The sequence below is a fragment of the Streptomyces sp. NPDC041200 genome (genome assembly GCF_055591805.1).
Window position 1 is genome coordinate 401577 of sequence record NZ_JBVIZF010000003.1, and the last position, 19431, is coordinate 421007.

Annotated in this window: 21 protein-coding genes, 1 tRNA gene and 1 pseudogene; 8 read left to right on the forward strand and 15 right to left on the reverse strand. The window is 71.8% G+C overall.

The window, feature by feature from the left end; genetic code table 11:
- Nucleotides 1-4 precede the first annotated feature (4 nt).
- Both ACZ6CL_RS11505 and ACZ6CL_RS11510 read right to left on the reverse strand, forming a co-directional pair.
- The gene (locus ACZ6CL_RS11505; RefSeq protein ID WP_468935210.1) at nt 5-517 is read right to left on the reverse strand and encodes a DinB family protein; all 513 of its coding nucleotides are present in this window, start codon (nt 515-517) and stop codon (nt 5-7) included.
- Between the two features lie 210 nt (nt 518-727).
- Entirely contained in the window at nt 728-1657 is a 930-nt protein-coding gene (locus tag ACZ6CL_RS11510) for an aminoglycoside phosphotransferase (protein ID WP_468934276.1), read from the reverse strand.
- Between the two features lie 130 nt (nt 1658-1787).
- On the opposite strand from ACZ6CL_RS11510, the gene ACZ6CL_RS11515 reads away from it, so the two are divergent.
- Nucleotides 1788-2261 carry a hypothetical protein gene (locus tag ACZ6CL_RS11515; protein ID WP_468934279.1) on the forward strand — a complete coding sequence of 158 codons (474 nt, stop codon included), beginning with the start codon at nt 1788-1790 and terminating at the stop codon, nt 2259-2261.
- Between the two features lie 6 nt (nt 2262-2267).
- Here ACZ6CL_RS11515 and ACZ6CL_RS11520 read toward each other — a convergent pair whose 3' ends face one another.
- Nucleotides 2268-2633 carry an MmcQ/YjbR family DNA-binding protein gene (locus tag ACZ6CL_RS11520; protein WP_468934281.1) on the reverse strand — a complete coding sequence of 122 codons (366 nt, stop codon included), beginning with the start codon at nt 2631-2633 and terminating at the stop codon, nt 2268-2270.
- A 118-nt stretch (nt 2634-2751) separates the two neighbouring features.
- Between ACZ6CL_RS11520 and ACZ6CL_RS11525 the strand changes: the two genes are divergently transcribed.
- A complete protein-coding gene (locus ACZ6CL_RS11525; RefSeq protein WP_468934284.1) occupies nt 2752-3471 on the forward strand; it encodes an MBL fold metallo-hydrolase in 720 nt (239 codons plus the stop codon).
- A 118-nt stretch (nt 3472-3589) separates the two neighbouring features.
- The gene (locus ACZ6CL_RS11530) at nt 3590-3910 is read left to right on the forward strand and encodes an SdpI family protein (RefSeq protein WP_468934286.1); all 321 of its coding nucleotides are present in this window, start codon (nt 3590-3592) and stop codon (nt 3908-3910) included.
- 36 nt (nt 3911-3946) lie between these two features.
- On the opposite strand, the gene ACZ6CL_RS11535 is transcribed toward ACZ6CL_RS11530, so the two are convergent.
- The 4 genes from ACZ6CL_RS11535 to ACZ6CL_RS11550 all read right to left on the reverse strand — a co-directional run bounded on the left by ACZ6CL_RS11535 (nt 3947) and on the right by ACZ6CL_RS11550 (nt 5232).
- Nucleotides 3947-4180, reverse strand: a complete 234-nt coding sequence (locus tag ACZ6CL_RS11535; protein WP_468934288.1) for a cold-shock protein — start codon at nt 4178-4180, stop codon at nt 3947-3949.
- Between the two features lie 102 nt (nt 4181-4282).
- On the reverse strand, nt 4283-4408 hold the full coding sequence (locus tag ACZ6CL_RS11540) for a hypothetical protein (RefSeq protein WP_468934291.1): 126 nt from the start codon (nt 4406-4408) through the stop codon (nt 4283-4285).
- 23 nt (nt 4409-4431) lie between these two features.
- Nucleotides 4432-4920: a hypothetical protein gene (locus ACZ6CL_RS11545; protein ID WP_468934294.1), complete on the reverse strand. Its 489-nt coding sequence runs from the start codon at nt 4918-4920 to the stop codon at nt 4432-4434.
- Between the two features lie 240 nt (nt 4921-5160).
- A tRNA-Val gene (locus ACZ6CL_RS11550) sits at nt 5161-5232 on the reverse strand.
- Nucleotides 5233-5422: 190 nt separating this feature from the next.
- Between ACZ6CL_RS11550 and ACZ6CL_RS11555 the strand changes: the two genes are divergently transcribed.
- From ACZ6CL_RS11555 to ACZ6CL_RS11565, 3 genes and pseudogenes are all read left to right on the forward strand, one after another.
- Entirely contained in the window at nt 5423-6679 is a 1257-nt protein-coding gene (locus ACZ6CL_RS11555; RefSeq protein ID WP_468934297.1) for a hypothetical protein, read from the forward strand.
- A gap of 53 nt (nt 6680-6732) precedes the next feature.
- Nucleotides 6733-6954, forward strand: coding sequence for an FmdB family zinc ribbon protein (locus ACZ6CL_RS11560; RefSeq protein ID WP_468934299.1), 222 nt, complete (start codon nt 6733-6735; stop codon nt 6952-6954).
- 88 nt (nt 6955-7042) lie between these two features.
- Nucleotides 7043-7610: pseudogene (locus tag ACZ6CL_RS11565) on the forward strand (DUF4383 domain-containing protein); the annotation flags it as partial.
- Nucleotides 7611-7856: 246 nt separating this feature from the next.
- Here the strand turns inward: ACZ6CL_RS11565 and ACZ6CL_RS11570 are convergent.
- Genes ACZ6CL_RS11570 through ACZ6CL_RS11580 form a run of 3 tightly spaced genes read right to left on the reverse strand, consistent with a single transcriptional unit; the run spans nt 7857 to nt 10369 of the window.
- Entirely contained in the window at nt 7857-8516 is a 660-nt protein-coding gene (locus ACZ6CL_RS11570) for an O-methyltransferase (protein WP_468934301.1), read from the reverse strand.
- Nucleotides 8517-8558: 42 nt separating this feature from the next.
- Nucleotides 8559-9218: a response regulator gene (locus ACZ6CL_RS11575; RefSeq protein WP_468934304.1), complete on the reverse strand. Its 660-nt coding sequence runs from the start codon at nt 9216-9218 to the stop codon at nt 8559-8561.
- Nucleotides 9122-10369: a sensor histidine kinase gene (locus ACZ6CL_RS11580; protein WP_468934307.1), complete on the reverse strand. Its 1248-nt coding sequence runs from the start codon at nt 10367-10369 to the stop codon at nt 9122-9124. Before ACZ6CL_RS11580 ends, ACZ6CL_RS11575 begins: the two co-directional genes overlap by 97 nt.
- 134 nt (nt 10370-10503) lie before the next feature.
- Between ACZ6CL_RS11580 and ACZ6CL_RS11585 the strand changes: the two genes are divergently transcribed.
- Nucleotides 10504-11136, forward strand: a complete 633-nt coding sequence (locus ACZ6CL_RS11585) for a DedA family protein (protein ID WP_468934310.1) — start codon at nt 10504-10506, stop codon at nt 11134-11136.
- On the opposite strand, the gene ACZ6CL_RS11590 is transcribed toward ACZ6CL_RS11585, so the two are convergent.
- From ACZ6CL_RS11590 to ACZ6CL_RS11600, 3 genes are read right to left on the reverse strand one after another with little or no spacing between them, the layout of a single operon-like run.
- On the reverse strand, nt 11105-11965 hold the full coding sequence (locus ACZ6CL_RS11590) for an HAD family hydrolase (RefSeq protein WP_468934311.1): 861 nt from the start codon (nt 11963-11965) through the stop codon (nt 11105-11107). The two genes, ACZ6CL_RS11585 and ACZ6CL_RS11590, sit on opposite strands and share 32 nt — an antisense overlap.
- 34 nt (nt 11966-11999) lie before the next feature.
- The gene (locus tag ACZ6CL_RS11595) at nt 12000-14882 is read right to left on the reverse strand and encodes a phosphoribosyltransferase domain-containing protein (protein WP_468934314.1); all 2883 of its coding nucleotides are present in this window, start codon (nt 14880-14882) and stop codon (nt 12000-12002) included.
- Nucleotides 14879-16066, reverse strand: a complete 1188-nt coding sequence (locus ACZ6CL_RS11600; protein WP_468934316.1) for an HpcH/HpaI aldolase/citrate lyase family protein — start codon at nt 16064-16066, stop codon at nt 14879-14881. The genes ACZ6CL_RS11595 and ACZ6CL_RS11600 overlap by 4 nt, the downstream gene beginning before the upstream one ends.
- A 222-nt stretch (nt 16067-16288) precedes the next feature.
- On the opposite strand from ACZ6CL_RS11600, the gene ACZ6CL_RS11605 reads away from it, so the two are divergent.
- Nucleotides 16289-17341, forward strand: a complete 1053-nt coding sequence (locus tag ACZ6CL_RS11605; RefSeq protein ID WP_468934318.1) for a TerD family protein — start codon at nt 16289-16291, stop codon at nt 17339-17341.
- A gap of 24 nt (nt 17342-17365) precedes the next feature.
- Here ACZ6CL_RS11605 and ACZ6CL_RS11610 read toward each other — a convergent pair whose 3' ends face one another.
- Both ACZ6CL_RS11610 and ACZ6CL_RS11615 read right to left on the reverse strand, forming a co-directional pair.
- The gene (locus ACZ6CL_RS11610; RefSeq protein ID WP_468934321.1) at nt 17366-18091 is read right to left on the reverse strand and encodes a TerD family protein; all 726 of its coding nucleotides are present in this window, start codon (nt 18089-18091) and stop codon (nt 17366-17368) included.
- A 146-nt stretch (nt 18092-18237) separates the two neighbouring features.
- A complete protein-coding gene (locus ACZ6CL_RS11615; protein WP_468934323.1) occupies nt 18238-19404 on the reverse strand; it encodes a DUF475 domain-containing protein in 1167 nt (388 codons plus the stop codon).
- Nucleotides 19405-19431: the final 27 nt, after the last annotated feature.

The window sequence follows — 19431 nt, forward strand, 5'->3', positions numbered from 1 at the left end:
CCGCTCAGTAGTACCCCCGCCCACCGTCGATCAGCTCCCGCATCGCATCCATATGACCGGCGTGCCGGGCGGTCTCCTCGATCATGTGGAACATGATCCACCGCAGCGAGGCAGCGGCGGCGGGAAGGGTCGGGTGCCGACCTACGTCGTCCAGCGCGTGGTCCGCGATGATCGCGTCCGACACCGCGCACTGCTGCTCGTACTCGGAGAGCAGCCGGTCCAGCGGAATGCCCTCGACCCGCATATCCGCATCCTCGACCCCCTCGTCGAACTGCGGCCCCTCCGCGGGCCCACCCCTCAGGACGACCTCGAACCAGAGGTGCTCGACCCACCGCATGTGCGACACCACACCGGCCATCGTCATCAGCGGCGAGGCGGGCAGCACCGCCCGATGGGCATCCTCGGGGGACAGCCCCTCACACTTCCAGTGGACGATCGACCGCTGCATGTCCAGCCAGCCGATCAACTGCGTCCGCTCATCGGCCCCGTACGCGGGCCGTACCCGGGCAGGAATCATGCCCACCGACGCTACTCCTCCCCCTCGCACTCCGCACCGGAGTTTCCGCCAGCCCGAATGGCTGCCGGATGAAGGCCGGACCCGTGCTGTAGGGCCCGGCCTTCCGCATCCGAGTCACGCGCAGCCCAGCAGCGTGAATAAGGACAGGAATCACGGTACGGCCCACCACCGACAACCGCCGGAACCTGTGGATAACCCGCCCCCAACGGGTCACAGGGCTGTCCACAGTTCTTCGTGCAGCCCCTCCAGCGCGGTGTGGTCGTCGTCGGTACCGGTGTGCGGCGCGGCGAACCAGCGGGCGTACTCGTCGATCTCGGACAGCCGCCAGTCGAGCGCGAACAGCTCGACCATCGCGGGGTCGGCACGCAGGCGGTCGCCCGCGCCCGCGCTCGCCGCGAGCAGGTCGGCGTAGTCCCGCTCGCGCGGCGCGAGGGCCAGCGACTCCCAGTCGACGAGCCTCAGCCCGTGGGCGTCCACGACCTGGTTGTCGTTGTGCGGCTCGCCGTGGGTCGGCACCCAGGAGTCCTGGTGCGCGCGGGCGAGGGCCGCCAGTTCGAGGTACCGGCCCGTCCAGCGCGTGATCGCCTCGTCCCGGTCGGCGAGCGCGGTCCGGGCCTCCTCCGCCAGCGGGCCGGACGCCCAGGGCCGGGCGGTACGCGCCCGTAGCTCATCGGCGAACCCGGGCCCGACGCGCGGACCCCACCGCCGCAGGCCGTCCGGCGGCGCGGCGCCGTGCAGCGCGTCCAGCGCGGCGAGGACATCCCGGACGTGGTCCGGCTCCCCCGCCTCCGCCTCGGTCGGGGACCGCCCCTCCAGCCACGGCGTCACGCTGAGCACCCCGGCCCCGACGTCCACGGTGAACCGCCCGGACCGGGCGGGCAACGGCGCGCACACTACGTCCAGCCCGACGGCACCCAGCGCCGCGGCCCCCGCGTACGCGGCCTCCAGCGACTCCGCGGTATGCCGGGGCGCCAGCTGGTCCAACGTGACGAACAGCGCCGTCCCGCCCCCGGCCACCCGCCAGTGGTGGGCGCCGAACCCCCAGGGCAGATAGCCCACCTCGGCGGCCTCGGGGAGCCAGTGCGCGGCGACCGCACGCGCGACGGTGTCATCGCTGATGAAGGAAGGACGGGACAGCACAAGACCCCACCCTAGAAACCACGCGGTCCGCCGTCACCGCGCTTTGCCGTTCAACTGAGACGTTGTCAGCGCCTTCGGATCCGCCCTAGGTTGGCCGGGCAGACGATGCCGACGGAGGGGTCCGGATCTTATGGCTCGCACGCGCTGGCACCCGCCGGAGCGCTTGTTCAACGCCGCGAACCGCGTCGTCCGCCCCCTGCTCAGGTCCCGGCTGCACCCGCTGGTGAGCCGTCGGCTCATGCTGCTCACCTATGCGGGCGCCAAGACCGGGCGCACCTACGCGATCCCGGTGGCCTACCACCGATGGGCCCCCGACGAGGTGTGGGCATTCGGCGCGCGGACCGGCTGGATGACCAACTTCCGCAGCCGCCGCACCGTACGCCTGCGGCTGCGCGGCCGGGAGGTACGGGCCGAGGCCACGGCCGTCGAGGACCGGGAGCAGGTGGCGGGCCTGCTGGAGGAATTCGTCCGGCGCGACGGCCCCGGGTCGATCCGGGACCCGTTCGTCGGCTTCCCGCGCGACCGCCACCCGACGCACGAGGAGGCGCTGGCGGCGGCGGACCGGGTACGCGTCGCACGCTTTCACCTGTCGGCCGCGCCCTGACGCAGCTCAGGGCCGATCGAGCCGCAACCGCTCCGCCCGCGTCAGCCCCGCGACGACCAGATCGTAGGAGTCCTCGATCAGCTCCTGGACCAGCTGGTCCGGAAGGTCACCGTCCACCGTGACCGTGTTCCAGTGGCGCTTGTTCATATGCCACCCCGGTTTGATCAGCCCCGGGTGGTCACCGCGCAGCCGGATCGCGGCCTCCGGATCACACTTCAGGTTCACCGTGAGGGGACGCGCGTCCAGGGTCGTCAGCGCGAACATCTTGCCGCACACCTTGAACACCGAGATGTCCGGGACGCGGGGGAAGGGGAACTCCTCCACGGCCGCATTGAAGGAGACGCAAAAGGACCGCAGCTGCTCGGGGGTCACTTCAAGTCTCCTCGATCTCGGCTGGTGGGGTTGGCACCACAGCTTTACCAGGCCAGCGACGGACTCTGCCACCGAACGGCCGGACAGCGGTGAGGACGATCGCGCAGGCTGCGCAAGTATGGAGATCATCGAGGTATTACCGAGCCTGCGCATGCTCCGCTTTCCCGTGGGAGCCGCCTACCTGTGGCGGGACGGCGATGAGCTGCCCCTCATCGACACCGGGACGGCCGACCGTGCGGCGGACATCGAAGCAGCGCTGGACGGGGCGTTGCGGCGGATCGTACTGACGCACTGGCACGAGGACCACACCGGCTCGGCAGCCGAACTGGCCGAGCGGCACGGCGCGGAGGTGGTCGCGCACCGGCTGGAGGCTCCCGTGATCCGGGGCGAGGCGGCCGGGGCACCCCCGGTGCTGGAGCCCTTCGAGGTGCCGGTCAAGGCTGGCCTTCCGCCGCTGCCGCCCGCTCCGCCGTGCCCGGTGGATCGAGAGGTCGAGGACGGCGACGTGCTGGCGTTCGGCGGCGGGGCGGTGGTGATCGCGGTGCCCGGCCACACGGACGGCTCGATCGCACTCCACCTGCCCGGCCCGAGGGTGCTGTGCACCGGCGACGCGGTCGCCAACGTCGGCCGGACCGCGCTGGGCGTCTTCAACACCGACCGCGCCCGGGCCGTCGAGTCCCTGCGCCGGCTGGCCCGGCTCGACACCGAAACGGCCGCTTTCGGCCACGGCGACCCGATCCTCCACGACGCCGCGGCTGCCCTGCGGGGGGGGCATCCGCCGCAACCACATGACGCGTGCAGCACGAAAAGACCCCCGGAACAAGGGTTTCCGGGATGACCTTCAGACGCTTACGCATGATCATGTTACGGTTACAGCACCGCAAAGCCTGCAAACGCTACGGGCGGGATTAATGTTCGGTGCAGCATTGATCACACTGGGCGCGATAATTCATTATGTGAAGAATCAAGTTGCGAATGGAAACATCCAGCGCAACTCTTTGATAGGCATCCGGACCCAGGCAACCATGTCTTCGGACCATGCTTGGCAGGCAGGACATGTCTCAGCGGCCCCGATGCTGACGGCGACTTTCCTGACCGCCTACGCCGTGGGCGCGATCTCATCGGCACTCAGCCTGGTGCTGACGCTGAGCGATACCGAAAACCCGGCTGTCATCGTCGTCCCGTTGGCTGGAATGGCAGTGGTTCTCACACTCCTCACCGCAGCAGCGGTCAAGGCGAATTCGGCCGCACGCGCAGTCGATAGTTCAGACGGATAGTTCCCGTTCGCCGACCTGTTTCGTTGGTGCGGCTGCTCAACTGCCGTGACCAGACCCAGGAACGATACGCACCGCGCGATACTCGTACCCGTCTTGCTGAAATCCGGGCGCTTCCCATTCGAGCTCGACCCGCTGCCCTGGTGACAGTACGCGGAACCCTGCCATCTCGATGCTGGAGAAGTGGCCCCAGCAGCCACCGGGGGTCTCGACGCAGTCGAGCACGCCCCAGCCCTCCTCCTCGTGCCACTCGCGCACAGCCGCCGTCACCATGTTGGAAACCTTACGGCGGACGCCCTGTTCGGTCAGCGCTTCGGGCGGGCGACCAGCCCGGCCGACACGAACGATGCGGCGAGGGTCGGGCCACCCTCGAGGCTATCGACGATGACGCGCCACGGGGGTGCCGGAACCGACGGCGATCCGCCCGTCCAGCTTGGCCGCGTACTCGTAGACGACGTACGGCCGCCCCTCGACGGCGTGCCACTCGTCGGTGCCGACCAACTCGCTGATGTGCGTGGGGCTGATCAGTCCAGGAAGTAGGACCAGAACGGGATCGTGGCGTACTGGTGGTCTTCCGGTGTCGGCACCGGGCGACCGAACTCGTGGTGGAAGTAGTCGACCAGGTCGGTGCCGTAGTAGATGATGTCCGTCTGATACATCGACAACACCGGCGTGCCCGTGCGGTCCGGGTCGGCCAGCAGATAGCGGTGAGAGTAGATCGGCACCATCACCGGGACCTTGGCCGAGCAGGTGCGAGCCACCTCCAAGGCGTCTTGGGCGCCCGTCGGCCGCGGATCCCACTCCGGATGCCAGAAGCCGTTGTGCTCCACGTCGAACAGCACACCCTCGACCGGCCGGGCCAGCCGCCCCGCCAGGTCCTCCGCGTCGCCGTCCCGCCAATCGGGCCAGCCACGGCCACCCGTCGGCAGTCCCGCACCCAGCAACGTCCGGTGCTCCGGAGCGAAGCGAAACCCCCAGCGTTCCTCGACCTGGTCGAGCTCCCGCTCGCTCATACCTCGCTTGATCTCGACTCGAGGAGAGAGCATGGCGAGCAACCCCTGAGCGTCTGCTGAGGTCAGCGGGTTCTCAGGACTGATCGAAGTCATACGTGGAACTGTATTCCGCTGGGCCTGCCGAGGCAGCCGCGGCGGTGGGCGGGAATGTGGACTCCATGTGACATCCGGGCGCGAAGCGGCCCCCAAGCCTCGCGGGCCAAGGGGCCGAAACAGGCTCTCACCTGCGGTCAGTCACTGTGGGCGCAGACGGATTCGAACCGCCGACATCTGCCTTGTAAGGGCAGCGCTCTACCGCTGAGCTATGCGCCCTGGGGGAGCTGCCAGCCTACCCTGTTCGCGGGGTGGCGCCGCAATCCGGTGGGGGCGCCCGTTCGCGGCGCGAAGACGGCGAGAAGGCGGCGGGAAGAAAGCCCGGGACGCGAACCGTACCGACCTCTGTGTTCGTCCCTGGTGGGTGGGAGAATGACATCCGGGCCGGGCGATCCATTGGGAGAGGTAAGTGGCGGCGACACCTGCGCGGCGGTGGTTCGGGGGACGCGGGGAGAGCCAGCGGGCGGAGGCTCAGGCGGCGAAGGATGCCGCGGCGGCCGCGTTCTACGAGCTGGACACCGCGCAGCGGGATCTGCGGATCTCGATCGAGACGATCACGGCGGTGGACGACTCCCCCGCCGCCCGCCGGGCCGCCGCCGACTTCGCGGCGCTCGGGCAGCGGATCGACCAGGTCAGCCACGACTACATCACCGCCGTGGACGCGCATGACCTGGACCGCGACGGGCTGGACGCGGCGGCGGCCGGGCGGGCGCGGGCGGAGCTGACCCGGGCGCGGGACGAGCTGCGGCGGACCAAGGCGGACCTGGACCGGTTCGAGCAGGGGCTGGGGGCGCTGCTCCAGCAGGCCGAGACGCAGCTCGCGCGGCTGGCGCCCGCGGTGGAGCGGGCGCGGCAGGCGCTGCTGGCGGCCACGAACGCGCTGGACGAGGTACGCGGCTCCGGGCTGCGGGCGGACGATCTGGCCGCGCGGCTGGCGGCGCTGTCGCCCGAGCTGACCAAGCTGAACCAGGGCGCCGGGCAGCACGGCGTGCAGGAGACCATCCGGCGCGCGGACGACGTGCTGCGCCGGGCGGAGGCCGTCCGCGGGGAGGCGGAGCGGCTGCCGGAGCGGGCGGCCGAGATAGACCGGCGGCTGGTGTCGCTGCGTACCCGCGCCCAGGCGATCACCACCCGGGCCGCCGGGGTGGAACCGGTGCTCAGCGAGCTGCGCCGCCGCTACAGCGCGGCCTGCTGGCAGGATCTGCAGTCCGTGCCCGGGCAGGCGGCGCGCGATGTGGAACAGGCCGAGGCGAAGCTCGGCGAGGCGCGGGCGGCGCGCCAGGAGCAGCGCTGGCCGGACGCCACGGCGCTGCTCAGCACGGTTCGGGCGCTGCTGAACACCACGGACGAGGCGGTATCGGCGGCCGGGGACCGGCTGCGGCGGCTGGATGAGGTGTCGTTCAACCAGGACAAGGAGATCGAGCGCACCCGTTTCGCGATCCGCGACGCACAGCGGCTGGCCATGGCCGGGCGCAGCACCCCCGACCCCCGCCACGCCCGCCCGCTGGACGACGCGGTGGCGCGGCTGGAGCGGGCGGTCGCGGGGCTGGAGGGGCGGCACCCGGACTGGTGGCACTTCCTCACGGAGACGGAGGCGGTCCGGCAGTCGGTCGCCCGGGTGGTACGGGAGATCCGCGACGAGCTGGGCGGCGGGGCAGCGGGCTGAGCCGGTCCCGGGAACGGGGTTCTGGGGGTGTTCGGGGTGGTTATGCTCCTGACATGCCTCGCTACGAATACCGCTGCCGCGCCTGCGGGAACACCTTCGAGCTGAACCGGCCCATGGCCGAGTCCTCGGCGCCCGCGTCCTGCCCCGAAGGGCATGAGGACACGGTGAAGCTGCTGTCGACCGTCGCCGTCACCGGCGGCTCCGCCTCCTCCTCCGCACCGGCCGCGCCCGCCGGTGGTGGGGGCGGATGTTGCGGGGGCGGGTGCTGCGGCTGATCCTGGGAGGTACGTCAGGGGGTGCGTAATTCGGTACGTACCCCCGCGTACCCACCGCGGGTACGGCCTCGCCGGTTAGGAGGCCGACATGGCTACTGGCCGCCCCTCCCCCATCGGTCCGCACCCCGCGGGCACCGCCCGGCATTTTCCGGAGCGGATCGGCGGGCACACCAAGCTGGACGAGCACCTGCCGGTCGACCACCGGCTGAGCCGGGTCTACCGCCTCGGTGCGGGGCTGATGGGGCTGGTCCTGGTCGCCTTCGGGATCCTCGGGCTGACCGACAACATCGGGTTCTTCGACACCGGCGGCGCCACCGTCGCCGAGCTGAACACCAACGGCGCGCTGAGCGTGCTGTCCATCGCCATCGGGGCGCTGCTCTTCGTCGGCATGGTCATCGGCGGCAATTTCGCCTCGACGCTCAATATGGTGCTCGGGGTGCTCTTCCTGCTGAGCGGATTCGTCAATCTCGCGCTGTTGGAGACCAGCTTCAACTTCCTGGCCTTCCGGCTGCAGAACGTGCTGTTCAGCTTTGTGGTGGGCCTGATGCTGATGTGGTTCGGGATGTACGGGAGGGTCAGCAGCAAGCTGCCGCATGACAACCCGTACTGGATCGCCCGCCACCCCGAGCAGGCCCAGCGCGAGGCCCGGGCGCGCGAGATCGTGGCCGCCCGGCGGCGGGCCGGGGAGGGCGGAGTGGCGCCGGACCGGCCGGAGCAGCCGGGCCAGCGGAGCATGGTGGACCACGTGGGCGGCGAGGAGGCCGTCGACCGCAGGGCGGAGGAAGGCGGGCAGCCGCCCGGGAAGTGGGGGAAGCTGGACCGGGCGCCGGAGGACGCGGAAGCCCACTCCCCCGAGCGCCACTGGCCGCGTCTCCCCCGCCGCCATCGCCGCGGGCGGCAGGTCAGCGGCGGCGAGCCAGGGTCAGACCGTCGGCAATCGTGAGCATGACCGCCTCCATGCGGTCATCGGCCGCCACATGGTCGTTGAACTCCTTGATGGCGGCGCCGCCGCCGGTGGCCGCCGGGTCGATGACGTCCCCGTGGTAGAAGACGTTGTCCGCGACGATCAGCCCGCCCGGGTTCAGCCGCGGTACCAGCTCCTCCCAGTACGGGATGTAGTTGCCCTTGTCCGCGTCGAGGTAGACGAGGTCGATGTGCGGCTCGGCGGGCATCGCGCGCAGGGAGTCCAGCGCGGGCGCGATCCGCAGGTCGATACGGTCGGCGACCCCCGCCTTGGCCCACGCCTCGCGCCCGTACGCGGTCCACTCCTCCGATACGTCGAGGGCGACCAGCGTGCCGTCGGCGGGCAGGGCCCGCGCCATCGACAGCGCGGAGAAGCCGGTGAAGGTGCCGACCTCGACGATGTGCCGGGCGCCGGTCAGCCGGACCAGGAACGCCAGCAGCGGCCCCTGCTCCTCGGCGGACAGCATCCCGGCGTACTCCGGCAGCCGTGCGTGCGTCACGTCGGCGAGTTCGCGCTGTACCGGGTCGAGCGGCGGGTTGTGGGCCAGCATGTAGGCGTACAACTCGCTGGTGATCGGGGTGCTCTTGGTCTCGGCCATGGTTCAGCCTCTCTCAATCCGGGTCCAGTCCGCTCCTTATTTTCAGCTTCCCAGGTAGCGCAGTACCGCCAGAACGCGGCGCGAGTATCCCGAGCTGCCGGGGAGTTCGAGCTTGTCGAAGATCGCGTTGATGTGCTTCTCGACGGCGCTGCGCGACACGTGCAGCCGCTCGGCGATCGTGGCGTTGGCGTGGCCCTCGGCCATCGCGTCGAGTACGTCGCGCTCGCGCGGGGTGAGCCGGGCGAGCGGGTCGGTGTGGGTGCTGCGGGAGAGCAGCCGGCGGACGACCTCGGGGTCGAACGCGGCGCGGCCCGCGGCGACCCGGTCCAGGGCGTCGAGGAACTCGTCGACCTGGACGACCCGGTCCTTGAGGAGATAGCCGACGCCCTCGCCCGGGCCGCTCAGCAGCTCGGTCGCGTACCGCTTCTCGACGTACTGGGACAGGACGAGCACCCCGACCGCCGGATGCCGCCGCCGGATCTCCAGGGCCGCCCGCAGCCCCTCGTCGGTGTGGGTGGGCGGCATGCGGACGTCCACGACGACGGCGTCCACGTCCGGGGCCCGGTCCACGGCCTCGATCAGCGCGGTGCCGTCGCCGACCGCGGTCACCACCTCGTGGCCCTCGTCGGCGAGCAGCCGCACCAGGCCCTCGCGCAGCAGGGTCGAGTCGTCGGCCAGGATGACGCGCAAGGGGGCAGGCATGGCAGCTCCGCGGTGATGGTGGTGGGGCCGCCGGGCGGGCTGACCACCCGGAGCCGGCCGTCGAGCGCGGCGGCCCGGCGCGCCAGCCCGAGCAGACCGCCGCCCGCCGGGTCGGCACCTCCGGTGCCGTTGTCGGTGATCCGTACGAGGAGGGTGTCCGCGGCCTCATGGGTCAGCGCGACGTCGATACGGGACGCGCCCGAGTGCTTGACCGCGTTCGTGACGGCCTCGGAGACGACGAAGTACGCGACCGTACGGACCGTCGTACCCGGTTCCGCGGCCGGCTCGTACTCCAGCCGGACCGGGATCGCCGACCGCTCGGCCACCCCCTCCAGCGCCACCCGCAGCCCGGCCTCGTCCAGCGCGGCCGGGTAGACGCGCCACGCCACCTCGCGCAGGTCGCTGAGGGCCTGACGGCTCTCCTCGTGGGCCTGGACGAGCAGGGCGTGTGCCCGCTCCGCGTCCTGGCTGCGGCGCGCCCGGCCCAGCAGCATGCCGAGCGCGACGAGCCGCTGCTGCACCCCGTCGTGCAGATCGCGTTCGATGCGCCGCCGCTCCTCGTCCACGGCGTCCACGACCCCGGCGCGGCTGGCGGCCAGCTCCTCGATGCGGTGGTGCAGGGCATCCTGCGGGCTGGGGCCGAGCAGCTGCCGGGCGAGCTGCCCCTCCCAGGCCGCGACCGCCACGATGCCCTGCGCCGCGAGGATGAACAGAACGACGCCGCTGACCCCGGACAGGACGAGGTCGCCCCACCGGTCGCCGCCGAGCACCGGCACACCCCACAGCAGGAGCGAGCCGTACGCGGCGCCGATAGCGGCCAGCACCGGCACCACACCGCCGAGCAGGCCCAGCGCCCAGCGCATGGCGAGGTAGCGCAGCGCCTGCTCGCCGCCGTACTCGGGGGTGATCTCGGCATCGAGGAAGCGGGCCAGCCTGCGGCGTTCCGCCTCGGTGAGCCTCCGGGCTCCTGCCGTCAGCGGGCGCAGCACGCGGGCGCGGGCGCGCGGCCGGGTGGTCAGGCACAGCAGGGTCAGCCCCGCGGCCGCGGTGTACAGCAGTTCGGCGAGGGCGGTGCCCGCGCCGAGCAGGAGCCCGGCCACCCGTCGCAGCCCGTGCCGTAACCACTTCCCCACCGACCGACCCGTCCCCATGGACCGCAACGCTAGCCGCCGCCACCCACCCGCACACTGAGGATTTCCGCAGGTTGTGGGTGCGGTGCGGGCCCGTACGACCGGGCGGGCCGCCTCATGGTCCGGCGGGGCGCCGATTCCTAGCGTTCCGTGGCATGACTGATCGCATCACCGACTGGGCCACCGGCCTCATGGACGCCCTCGGGGCGCCGGGCGCGGGCGCCGCCATCGCCCTGGAGAACCTGTTCCCGCCGCTGCCCAGCGAGGTGATCCTGCCGCTCGCCGGGTTCGCGGCGGGTCAGGGGCGGATGAACCTGTACGCCGCGCTGCTGTGGACCACGGCGGGTTCGGTCGTCGGCGCGCTCGCCCTGTACGGGGTGGGCGCGCTGCTCGGCCGGGACCGGACCCGCGCGATCGCCGCGCGGCTGCCGCTGGTGAAGGCCGCCGACGTCGACCGGACCGAGCGGTGGTTCCAGCGGCACGGCACCAAGGCGGTCTTCTTCGGCCGCATGATCCCGATCTTCCGCAGCATGATCTCGGTACCGGCGGGCATCGAGCGGATGCCGGTCCCGGTCTTCCTCGCCCTCACCACCCTCGGCAGTCTGATCTGGAACGCGGCCTTCGTGCTGGCCGGTTACGCGCTAGGCGACAACTGGCACCGGGTGACGGACTACGTCTCGGTGTACTCCAAGGCCGTGCTGGGCGCCGCCGCGCTCGCGGCGCTCGGCTTCGCCGCCACCCGGTTCGCAACGCTCGTCAGGCCCGGCCGCGGGAGACGGCGCGGATGACCTCGCGGCGGGCCTTCGCCCGGTGCAGGGAGGCGTGTTCGGACAGGGCGCCGGCGATCGCCTCGCCCGCCGCGACGCCCTGCTCCTCGACCGCCGTGACCCGCGGTGCCGTCCAGCCCGCGGTGGCCAGTTCGCCGTGGCCGGGGCGCCAGGCGTGGTCGGCGGTCTCCAGCAGGTCGGCGTCGAGGAACGAGTCGCCCGCGGTGAGCACCTGGTCCGCACCCGTGCGGCGCTTGACCTCGGCGACGGCCGCGCTCTTGGTGAGCGGCTTCGGTACGGCGTAGATCTTGCGGCCCTGGAGCGAGACGGTCCAGCCGCGCGGCTCCGCCCACACGGCCAGCTCCTTGACGTATTCGTCGGGCAGCAGCTTCCGCTCCACGACCAGGTACGCGAACAGGTCCTCCGCGACCCGCTCCTTGAGCAGCCAGGACGGGTCGGCGGTGGCGGTCAGGTGGGCGCGGACCTCGTCCAGGGGGGCGCACGCGTCGGCCAGGGCGCCGCGCACGCTCGCGTGCCACTCGGGGTCGGACTCGCCGTCGACCAGCAGATGGCCGCCGTTCGCGCAGATCGCGAAGCGGGGGGCGGGGCCGGGGAGATGGACCCGCCGGTACTGCTCGGGGGTGCGGGTGGTCGTCGGTACGAAGACGGCGGTACGGGCCAGCTCCGCGACCAGCCCGGCCGCGGTCTCCGTCATGTACGACAGCGGCTTGCCCTCGTACACCTCGACGCACAGCAGCCGGGGCGCCTGGGCGTCGGGCATGTCCAGCCCGAGCGCCGCCGCCGAGTAGATCAGCGTGCGGTCGAGATCACTTGCCACCAGAACCGTCATCGGGCCGCCTCCGCCGCGTAGGTCATCAGTGCGTTCATCTCGACGCCACCGCCTTGCCGTCCGCGCCCGTGGCGCCTCGTGTGTAGCGCGGGTGGATCAGCCCCACGCAGGTGTACGGCAGGCCGTCCGTCTCTTCGACCGGCACACCGCGCTGCTCCGCGAGCAGCCGTACGTGGTCCAGGTCCGCGCCCGCGCCCCGCTTGGCGAGGATCTTCCACGGGACGCGGCGCAGCAGCACGCGCGTCGTCTCGCCGACGCCCGGCTTGACGAGGTTGACGTCGTGGATGCCGTACTCCTCGCTGATCCGCTCGACGGCCCGCCACCCCTCCCAGGTCGGGGTGCGGTCGGCGGCGGCCAGCTCCTTCGCGTCGGCCGCCACGTCGTCGGCGACCTCCGCGAAGCGGGCCGTGATGGCGTCGAGGAAGTCGCCGGAGAGGTCCACACCGGCCAGCTCGCGGTAGAACTTCGCGCCGTGGAAGTCGTCCGGCCCGACGAGGTCGGCGCGGAGCACGGTGCGCGATATCAGCCCGGATACGGTCGAGTTGAGGCACGCGGAGGGGACGAGGAAGTCGTCACGGGTGCCGTAGGTGTCGACGCAGCGGCCAGGGTCGGCGAGGACGGCGATCCGCGGGTCGAAGCCGGGGTACGGGGCGAGGGCGTCCGACAGCTCGCGGGTGATCGCGCCCTTGCCCGTCCAGCCGTCGACGAAGACGACGTCGGCCGGGTCGTGGTGGTCGGCCAGCCAGCGCAGCGCGGCGGTGTCGATGCCGCGCCCGCGCACGATGGAGATCGCGTAGTGCGGCAGGTCGAGCCCGTGGGCGTGGCGCGCCCAGCGGCGCATCAGCACGCCGACGGGGGTGCCTGCCCGGGCGAGCGAGACGAGGACGGGGCGCGGGGAGCGCTCGGCGAGCACGGTCTCGGTGACGGTGCCGACCGCGCGGGCGATGCGGGCGGCGGAGGTGTCGAGCGCGGCGCGGAACAGCTCCTGGTAGTCCTCGCTGGGCTGGTACTCGACGGGCAGCGACTCGGCGTAGTGCGCCCCGCCGCTCTGGATCGCCTCCTCGCGCTCCTCGGTGGGGGCTTCGAGGGTGACGTGGGAGAAGTCCTGGAGCAGCCAGCCGACGTCGTCGGCGGCGTAGGACGAGAACGCGGGACCGCGCAGGGGCTCGGGCGGCGGTTGGTGCATGAAGGGGGCCTGTCGTTCGGGGACGGGAGCGGGGGTGGGAGCGGGGGGAGGTGGTACGTACGAGGGGACGACGGCCAGCAGCAGCCGGTCGGTGTGCGCGGCCAGCCGCGCGAGCAGCCCGTCGGGGGCGTGCAGCGCGGGGGTGTCGGCGGCCGAGTCGACGACGGCGACGACCGCGTCGAAGCGGCGCGCGGGGTCGGCGCCGGGCGCCACGTTGTAGGCGTAGCGCTGCCCGGGCCCATCGGCGGGGGTGTCATGGGCGGGGAAGGTGAGCGCGGTACGGATCGCGTAACCGGGGTCGTCCACGGCGAGCACGGGCGACCGTGTGGTAGTCGAATACCGCACCTCGCCCCCGCCGAGCACCCCCTCCAGTGCCCCGGCGATCCGCAGCGGCGCGTACATCAACTCCTCGAAGCCGAGCACGAGGACGCTGCGCGGCTCGGCGGCGCGGGGTTCCCGGCCCGGCAGCCCGGAGGCACCGGCGGCGTCCACCGCCTGGGCCGGTGCGGGCACCGACCCGGCGGGCGCCGAGCGGTCGGCGGGCGGCACGGCAGGCGCCGAGCGGTCGGCCGGGGCGCCACCGCCCCACCCGGGCGCCCCGGCGGGCGCGGGGGCCGAGCGCTCAGCGGGCGGCACGGCGGGGGCGGGTGAGCCCGGCCCTGTGTCGGCCACGTCCGGTCCGGGCGCCCCGGCGGGCGGCGATGCCGAGGCCGCGCCCGCCCGATCCGGCAGACCGGTGGCGTCAGCGGCGGCGGTCAGCGCCTCGGCGATACGCGCCGCCATGGCCGGAAGCGCGGCCTCCAGGCGGGTGCGGTGGGCGGGGGTGAAGCCGTGGCGGCCGCCGTCCGGCAGGCCCTCCGGCCAGCCCAGCTCGACCCGTACGGCCCCCGGGGTGTCGCCCGACCGGCGCGCCCCCACCGATCCGGGCGGCCCGGGCTCGTCGGCGGGGGCTGCGGACCCGTCCCCGGCGGCCGGGGGCGCGGCGGGCGCGCCCGGGCCCGGTGCGGCCGTGCCGTGGGCCGCCACCAGGGCGCGGCCGCGTTCCAGGACGTCGGCCGGGAGGCGGACCGTGCCGGTCGCGGCGGAGACGAGGTCCACGCGGGCGCCCAGGTCGGACGCGAAGGCGTCCAGGTGGGCGCGGTCCTCGGGGGAGCGCATGTCGACCAGGGCGACCACCACGTAGCAGTCGCGGGGGAAGCGGCGGTGGAGGGCCGCGATGGTGTTGAGGACGGTGCGGCCGGTGGAGAACTCGTCGTCCACCAGGACCAGCGGGCCGTCCGTGGCCAGCAGCCGGGGGTCCTCCGGAAGCAGCAGATGGGACGTGGCGTGGCTGTGCTCCTCCTCGAAGCCGCCCACCGTGGGCACGCCCGTGACCGGGCGGCGGGTCGAGTGCAGATACGGGGCGAGGGCCAGGCCGTCCGCGACGCTGTGGCCGAGGCCGGTGGCCGTCTCGGCGTAGCCGAGGACGACGGCGCGGGCCGCCGCCTCGTCGCCCAGCAGGGCGCGCACCTCCTGCCCGAGCGCCACGCCCGCGCCGTGGACGGTGGCGGGCCGCTGGGGCACGTGTTTGCCGAGCACGTTCGACACGAGCAGATGCGCCCGCTTGGGGTTGCGCCGCAGCGCCAGCCCGAGCAGCCCGGGCAACTGCCCGTCGCCGTCGAGCCGTACGCCGAGCCGGTCCGCGACCCACTGTCCCGACCACACCACGCTGTCTGCCTCAATTCCTCTCATGCGGTCCGCAGGCCGGCGGCCAGCAGTTCCACGAAGCTCACGTCCTCCCGGGCGACGCCGAAGACCTCGGCGCGCTGCAGGGTCCGTTCGGCCCAGGCCCGGTGCGGTTTCACCTCGTTCATTTTGTTGGTGTACGAGGAGCGCAGCACACCGCCCCCGCAGCGCTCGGGTTCGAGGATGTCCACCGCGTCGCTGAACTCCTCGTGGCTGACGACGGACAGGGCGTGCACCGGGGCGACGTGGGTGGGGTGGATGCAGGTCTTGCCCTGCAGCCCGTTGGCCCGGTCGAGTTCGATTTCGCGCAGCAGTCCGTCCATGTCGTGCTCGATGAGCGCGGCGCGCAGCGATTCGGCGCGCCCGGAGAAGGGGCTGAGCCGGAGCTGCGGTTTGAACATGCGCTCGTGCTGCTTGAAGTACTCCCACACCGGGCCGGTGACGATGAATCCGGTGCCGTCGGCCCGGCCCAGCATGTTCACCACGTCGCCGATGACGGAGGCGACGAGCTGGAGGTCGTACGCGGTCATGTCGGGCGCCCGGCGCAGCGCGTACGCGGAGCACAGGTCGGTCACCCCGAGCCGCAGCGCCAGCACCCGCTCCCGGTATTTGTCGACGACCCGGCCGATCCCGGCGAGGGTGTCGGTGCGGGTCTCGCGGTGCATCAGCTCGGGCGACTCCAGGACCGGCATCGCGTACAGCCGCCGGCTCCCCAACACCTCGGCCACCTCACGGTTTTCGGCCGATATCAGCGCCTCCAGGAACGGAACACCGCGCTCCTCGGTGAACTTGGGCAGTACGAATCCGGACAGCAGCCGCACGGCCGGTCCGAGCCGCCGGACGAGGTCGACGATCTGCTCAGGCGTGCGTACCCGGATGAAGAGCAGCGGCAGATCGGTGGCCGCGCCGCGCTCGGCGAGGACGGCGAACTGCCGCACGAGGTTCTCCTCGGCGCCCGGCACCTCGGCGTCATGGATCGAGTCCTCCAGGCACAGCACCATGGAGACAACGCCCTGACCTGCCTGTTTGAGGATGTCTTCGGCGAGGGCGGGCCGGGTGGCGGGACTGTAGAGGGTGGCGCCGAGGGCGACGGCGAGAGTTCGGGCCGGTGAGTCGACCGAGAACTCGATGGGCTGCTGATGGAAGAGACGCGTCCGCACCTCGTCCGGCAGATGTCCAAAATGCCGCATGTTTCTCCCCGCACTACCAGTTCCCCACCCGGGCCCACGCGACCCTCGGGTGGCCGATTATCGTACGTCCGAGCCCTGGTCAAAAGTTCCCCAAGACCGTGAAAATCGCGTAACTCCTATGCGTCGCTCCGGTATCCGGCATGCCCGTCCTGCCGCATCCCACCAGCACTTCCCGGCCCCCTGCGTTGTCTGGGCACCGGGCGGGAGGGCAGGATTACGGCCATGACGCACGCGATGCTGAAGGGATCGAACATCCCGCTCGAGGCCACGGCCATACGCGCGGTGCTGCGCTGGACCCCCGGCACGGACGTGCCGGACGTCGACGCCTCGGCCCTGCTGCTGAACGGGGACGACCGCGTGCGCTCGGACGAGGACTTCGTCTTCTACAACCAGCCACGGCATCCCTCGGGCCTGGTCCGGCACCTGCCCAAGAAGCAGGCGCCCGAGGGACTGACGGACACCATCGAGGCCGAGCTGACCGCGCTGGAGCCGGAGGTCCACCGGGTGGTGCTGGCGGCATCCGCGGACGGCGGCACCTTCGGGCAGGTCCGGGATCTGAGCCTGCTGCTGTACGACGCGTCGCCGTCGGCCGCCGAGGAGCCGCTGGCGATCTTCGCGGTGCTGCCGGAGACCGGCAAGGAGGCCGCGCTGATCTGCGGCGAGCTGTACCGGCGCGGGGACAGCTGGAAGTTCCGCGCGCTGGGGCAGGGCTACGAGACCGGACTGGTCGGGCTGGCCACGGAGTACGGCATCTCGGTGGACGACGGCGAGGGCCCGGACGCGGTGCGCGACCGGGGCACCGGCCAGGGCGCCGAGGAGCCGGAGGGCGGCCTGGCCGAGCCGCTGTCCCCGCCGGACCCGGGCCCGACCCCCAGCCAGGCCGAGACGGCCGCCCTGCCGCACCCGCGCCCCCTGCCGCAGCCCGACCCCTGGGACCCGCAGGCGACCCAGCCGTTCTCCGCCGCGCAGGGCGCCACCACGGGCGGCGCGGCGGGCGACAGCGACTACTACCTGCCGCCGCAGCCTCCCGTACCGCCACAGGCGCCTCCGCACCCCCCGGCGGCGGCCTACCCGCAGCAGCCCGCCCCGCCCCCGGCCCAGCCCGCGTACGGCTACCCGCAGCAGCCGTCGTACGGATACCCGCAGCCGCCCGCGTACGGCTATCCGCAGCAGGTGCAGCGGACCGATCCGCCGCCCCCGCCGCCGCTGCCGATGCCGTTCCCGGACCCCAACTTCACCCTGCCGCCGCAGGGACCTCAGTTCCAGAACCGCTAGCGCGACAGCCGGTGGCGGCAGCGGCTACACCTTCGACTTGTAGCCGCGGCCCCACTGGAGGCCCCACCCGTAGAGCCGGTCCAGCTCGGCCTGGAAGCCGTACACGTACTTCACCTCGCGGCGGACGATGATCTCGCCCTTGACGTTCTCCAGCATGACCACGGCGCAGGAGCGGGCCTGCGGGGCCCGCTCGTCGAGCGCGATCTCCACTCGCGGGCCGTTGCTGGGGAAGAGCGTGACCATGCCGTGCGTACGGTCGAAGGCGGGGGTGCCGTCGTAGATGTAGACGAAGACGAGCAGACGCTTGATGTCGTCCTTGTGGTCCAGGTTGATGTAGATCGTCTCGCCCATGCCGGAGCCGAACCGGTCATCCCCGCTGAGCTTGACGTACGGCGCCTCGTTGAGGTTGCCGAAGAAGTCGCCGAGTGGCTGGACCACGCCCTTGGCGCCGCTCTTCAGCTCGTACATGACGGCCAGGTCCAGGTCGACGTTGACCATGGCGGGCCCCTGGGCCTGCACCACCTGCGGCTTGAACATCTGCAGCGGATGGCGCAGCAGGCTGGGCCCCTTGCTGTTGAAGTCCGAGGTCCGCATCTGCCAGGACAGGTTGATCCGCAGGTTGCCGCTGGCGGCGCCCTGTTTGGTCAGCGAGATGCTCGAATTCCGCTTGGTCAGCTCGACCGCTCCGGTCGCGTCGCCGCTCTCGAACTCGCGCCACGCGGACCGCCCCCAGTTGCTCCAGAACGCCATCGTGCGCACCCCCACCCTTCGTGGCTCCCACTGCCTTCTCCACCGCTCCATGAGCAGCGGGGCGGCCGGGAGGTCCAAAGACCTCGGCCGCCCCGCTGAGAGCGTTCCTCAAACGCCGGTGCGTCACACTCCGGCGGTCGGACTGCTCAGACTCCGGACGTGACTTCCGTTTTCTCCTCTGATCCGGCTCCGCCGCCGTGTCCCTCCCGGCGGTTGCGGACGACCGAGGACCAGTACGAGGCGGCGATGAGGGCGATGCCCACCCCGCCCGTGATGACCTCGTTGATCTCGAACTTGATGGTGACCAGCAGGATGGCGGCCAGCGCGCCGATGGCGTAGTGCGCGCCGTGCTCCAGGTAAACGTAGTCGTCCAGGGTGCCCTGGCGGACCAGGTAGACCGTCAGCGAACGGATGTACATCGCGCCGATGCCCAGACCCAGCGCCATCTCGAAGATGTCGTTGGTGATCGCGAAGGCGCCGATCACGCCGTCGAAGGAGAACGAGGCGTCGATGACCTCGAGGTAGAGGAACATGAAGAACGCGGCCTTGCCCGCCAGGCCGACCACCGTGGCGCCGCTGCTGCCGCGCTCACCGGCGGGCTTCTTCTCGGCGGCGGCGTCCTTGCCGTCCGCGCCGTCCTCGTCCTCGTCGTCTTCGTCCTCTTCGAGCTTGTTCTCGAAGAACTCGGAGACCCCGCCGACGATCAAGTACGTCATCAGACCGGCGACCCCGGCCAGCAGTACGGTCGCGCTCTTGTCACCGCCGCCGTGCGCCACGTCGGTGGCGAGGGTGGTGGCGGTGATCAGCAGCACGGCCAGGGACACGACGACCGAGAAGGTGTCCAGCTTGCCGAGCTTGGACAGCGGCTTCTCCAGCCAGCTCAGCCAGCGGATGTCACGGTCCTCGAAGATGAAGTCGAGGAAGATCATCAGCAGGAACATCCCGCCGAAGGCCGCGATCGACGGGTGAGCGGCCGTCACCAGGTGTTCGTACTTTTCCTTGTCGTTGATCGCGAGGTTGACGGCCTCGATCGGCCCCAGCTTCGCCGTGATCGCGACGATGACCACCGGGAAGACCAGACGCATGCCGAAGACGGCGATGAGAATGCCGATGGTCAGGAAGATCTTCTGCCAGAAGGCGTTCATCTTGCGCAGGATGCCCGCGTTGATGACCGCGTTGTCGAATGAGAGCGAGATCTCCAGGATCGAGAGGATCCCGACGATCGCGAGCCCCTTCCACCCCCAGAGGACGCCGGCCAAGGCCAGACCGCCCGCCGTGACGGCGAACGACCAACCAAAGGTTTTGAGGAGCACTGGCAACCCAATCCTTCTTCGTACGGT